The following is a 3607-nucleotide window of genomic DNA, read 5'->3' as shown; positions in this document are numbered from 1 at the left end:
TTCGGCGCGCTGCGCCATGCCCACGGGCAGCAGCCGGTTGGCCCACAGCATGCCGGCCATGGCGATGGACAGGCCGGCGATGGCGGCGATGTTCAGCCGCTCCACCAGCCAGAAGCCGAGATAGGGTCGCGCCGGGTCGGGCAGCTTGGCCCGCCGCTTGACGGTCCACATGACCAGGCCCGTGCCCACCATGGCGGTGCCGGCCAGGCTGACAAGAAAGTAGAGCCAGCGCGTCACGCCATCGCTGAAGCGGCCGAGGTGCAGGGCGTACATCACGCCGCGGGTTTCGGCGGCCGGGCCCACACGGTCCCTGACCTCCAGCAGGCGGCCGGTGCTGCCTTCGAAGAGCATGTACTGCGGACTGACCGACACCCGGCCTTCGTCGCCGCGCGTGACGACCACCCGCGCCACCGCGTCGCCTGGATTGGCGATGGTCACGCGCCCCAGGCCGTCGGCGCCCCAGCGCGCCGGCGCCTGCCGCACCATGCCGCCGATGGGCGCGAGCGCTGCGGCCTGGCCGCTGGGCGTCTGCGGCTGGACGAAGGCGCTCATCTGGGCGGTGAGCGTGCGGCGCTCGGCCGGCGTCTTGAAGGTCGCCTGCTCGCCGAAGGGCATGTACAGCAGCATCAGCGTCACCAGGCCGGTGTACGTGATCATCAGGTGGAAGGGCAGCCCGAGCACCGACAGCACGTTGTGCGCGTCGAGCCAGGAGCGCTGCCCCTTGCCCCAGCGGAAGGTGAAGAAGTCCGTGAAGATCTTCTTATGGGTGATCACGCCGCTGACGATGGCCACGAGCATGAACATGGCGCAGATGCCGGCCAGCCAGCGCCCCCAGAGCACCGGCATGTAGTGAAACTGGAAATGGAAGCGGTAGAAGAACTCGCCGCCGCGCGTGTCGCGCGCCGCCACCACCTGGCCGGTGTGCGGATCGAAGCTGGCGCTGTCGAAGGCACGTCGCCCCTGCGCGGCCGGCTTGCGCCAGAAGGCGTCGGCCAAAGGATTGCGGTCGTCGGGCAGCGCGAAGCTCCACTGCGTGCTGTCCGGGGCGCGCGCCTGCAGGCCGGCCGTCACGCGCTCGGCGACGGTGGCAGGGTCGGGGAGGTCGGCGCGGTGCGGCACCTCGGGCCGCATCCACTGCGAGATCTCTTCCTTGAAGTAGCTCACCGTGCCCGTGAGGAACATGGCGTAGAGCAGCCAGCCGACCAGGAGGCCGGCCCAGATGTGCAGGTCGGACATGCGCTGGCGCAGGCCGCGCGCGGGCGGGGCGTGCTTCTTCATCCGGCCGCTCCCGAACGCCAGACCGAGGCGCTGGCCAGCAGCAGCGGCACCGCGGCGATGAGCAGCCCGATCCAGGCCCGCGTGGCGCTGCGCGCGGCGAACACCCAGATTACCGCCGCCGCGAAGACGGCAAAGCTGGCCAGCCCACCGCCCAGCACCGTCTGTGGGCGGCTGGCCGGCAGCGCGAGCGCGGCCACGCTGGTGAGTGCACCCAGCGCGTAGCCGCCGCCCACGGCCGCGGTGATGCGCGAGACCACCGGGCCGGCCTGCCAGGCCCGGGCCAGCCACTGCTGAGCGAGGGGCAGCACGCCGCTCACCGGGCCACCTCCGGCTTCGCCAGAACTGCGAGTTCCCCGTGGACCGACGGACGCGGCAGCCGCGCCCCGGGGCTGGCAGCGCGTCGGCGCAGGGTGGATGACACGGCATCGCGCCACGGGACGAGGGCCGCCACAGCGGCCCGGCAGGTCGGAAACATGGACAAGGCTCCAGGCAAGGCACGCGAGGGTTGCCGCTTGAAGGCGGCAACTTCGCTTCGCTGGCTGGACCTGTGGAGTCACCGCGTCAGGCGGCGCAAACGGTCTGGCTGACGATCGCAGACTTTTTGAGAATTGTTCTCATTGTAGAGCGCCAAGCGCGCTCACCGCTAAAATGAGCGCCTTCTTTTCCGTCCGCATCGCCGGACGCGTCTCTGGCGGGCCGGGCCCGCACCCGTTCCTCGCACAACCCATGTCGTCCAACCTGCATCCCATGCTCAACGTGGCCATCAAGGCCGCCCGCGCCGCTGGCGCCATCATCAACCGCGCCGCGCTCGACGTCGAAGCGGTGCGCGTCTCGCAGAAGCAGGTGAACGACTTCGTGACCGAGGTGGACCATGCCGCCGAGGCCATCATCATCGAGACGCTGCTGACGGCCTATCCCGGCCACGGCATCCTGGCCGAGGAATCGGGCAGCGAGCATGGCGCCCGCGACTCCGAATACGTCTGGATCATCGACCCGCTGGACGGCACCACCAACTTCATCCACGGCTTCCCCGTCTACTGCGTGTCCATCGCGCTGTCGGTGCGCGGCAAGATCGAGCAGGCCGTGGTCTACGACCCGACGCGCAACGACCTGTTCACCGCCTCGCGCGGCCGCGGCGCCTTCCTGAACGAACGGCGCATCCGCGTCTCCAAGCGCACCCGCCTGCCCGAGAGCCTGATCTCCACCGGCTTCCCCTTCCGCACCGGCGACAACTTCAAGCAGTACCTGGCCATCATGGCCGACCTGATGCCCCGCGCTGCCGGTCTGCGCCGCCCCGGCGCCGCAGCGCTCGACCTCGCCTATGTGGCCGCCGGCTATACCGAGGCCTTCTTCGAGACGGGCCTGAACATCTGGGACGCCGCCGCGGGCTCGCTGCTCGTGACCGAGGCGGGCGGCCTGATCAGCAACTTCACCGGCGAAGGCGAGTATCTGGACCAGCGCGAGTTGCTGGCCGGCACGCCGCGCATCTACGGCCAGCTGGTGCCGATCCTGAGCAAGTACTCCAAGTTCGCCGGCGTGGACGACAAGCTGGCCGCCACCGAGCGCATCCGCTCCGTCGACCCGAGCCGCCGCGCCGCAGGCGCCGACGACTCGGCCGACATCTATGCCCGCTCCACCGTGGGCCTGGGCACCGAAGAGGCCGAGGCCGAAGGCGGCGCCGAGGCACCGGCGCCCGCCCCCGCCGCGCCCCGCAAGCTGACGCGCGTCAAGCGCGCCCCCGAGACCAACGAAGGCAATCCGGGCGCGTGAGCCTGAGCACGGCCGGCCGTCCCCGGGTGCGCAGCAGCCTGCGCACCGCCCTCAGCCACGACGTCACGAACGGGCTGTCGGTCGCGCTTGGCCTCCTGCTGATTTCGGGCGGCGTCCATCTCTGGCTGGATGCGGCCGCCGCCGCCTCGGCCGCCACCGGCGTCATCGTCGCCAGCCCGCCCGACCGCGCGGCGCCGCGCCGCGGCAAGCTGCGCCAGCTGCTGCCGGCGGCGCTGCTCAGCCTGCCGCTGTTCTTCGCGGTGCAGATGCTGCACACCATGCCGGGACGCCTCGGACTGCTGCTGGTGCCGGCCTCCTTCCTCGCCTTCCTGGCCATGGCCTGGGGCAAGCGGGGCATCCCCATCGCCATCGCGCTGATGCTGGCGATGGTGTTCTCGATGGCGACGCGCCCACCTTCCGGCCTCGGCGAGGCGCTGGCCCGCACCGGGCACATGGCGCTGGGATCGGCGCTGTACGTGGTCTACGCCACGCTGATGAACCTGGTGCTCAACGCCCGCTACCGCACGCAGTACATGGCCGACCTGCTGCTGTCGATGGC

Annotated in this window: 4 protein-coding genes; 2 read left to right on the top strand and 2 right to left on the bottom strand. The window is 70.9% G+C overall.

Going from position 1 to position 3607, the window contains the following annotated elements:
* On the bottom strand, window positions 1-1278 hold a 1278-nt coding region (locus QZ772_RS16330), incomplete at its 3' end, for a PepSY domain-containing protein (RefSeq protein ID WP_295528423.1).
* Window positions 1275-1595, bottom strand: coding sequence for a DUF3649 domain-containing protein (locus QZ772_RS16325; RefSeq protein WP_295528421.1), 321 nt, complete (start codon window positions 1593-1595; stop codon window positions 1275-1277). The genes QZ772_RS16325 and QZ772_RS16330, both read right to left, overlap by 4 nt.
* A 409-nt stretch (window positions 1596-2004) precedes the next feature.
* Here QZ772_RS16325 and QZ772_RS16320 point away from each other — a divergent pair, with 409 nt between their 5' ends.
* Window positions 2005-3048 carry an inositol monophosphatase family protein gene (locus QZ772_RS16320; RefSeq protein ID WP_295528419.1) on the top strand — a complete coding sequence of 348 codons (1044 nt, stop codon included), beginning with the start codon at window positions 2005-2007 and terminating at the stop codon, window positions 3046-3048.
* Window positions 3045-3607 (top strand): FUSC family membrane protein (locus tag QZ772_RS16315; RefSeq protein ID WP_295528416.1); only part of this gene is annotated, 563 nt, incomplete at its 3' end. The genes QZ772_RS16320 and QZ772_RS16315, both read left to right, overlap by 4 nt.

Source organism: uncultured Pseudacidovorax sp. (assembly GCF_913773995.1).
Classification (GTDB): Bacteria; Pseudomonadota; Gammaproteobacteria; order Burkholderiales; family Burkholderiaceae_C; genus Xenophilus.
Note: the sequence above shows the minus strand (reverse complement) of the source record. Positions and strands in the feature narration are given on the sequence as shown.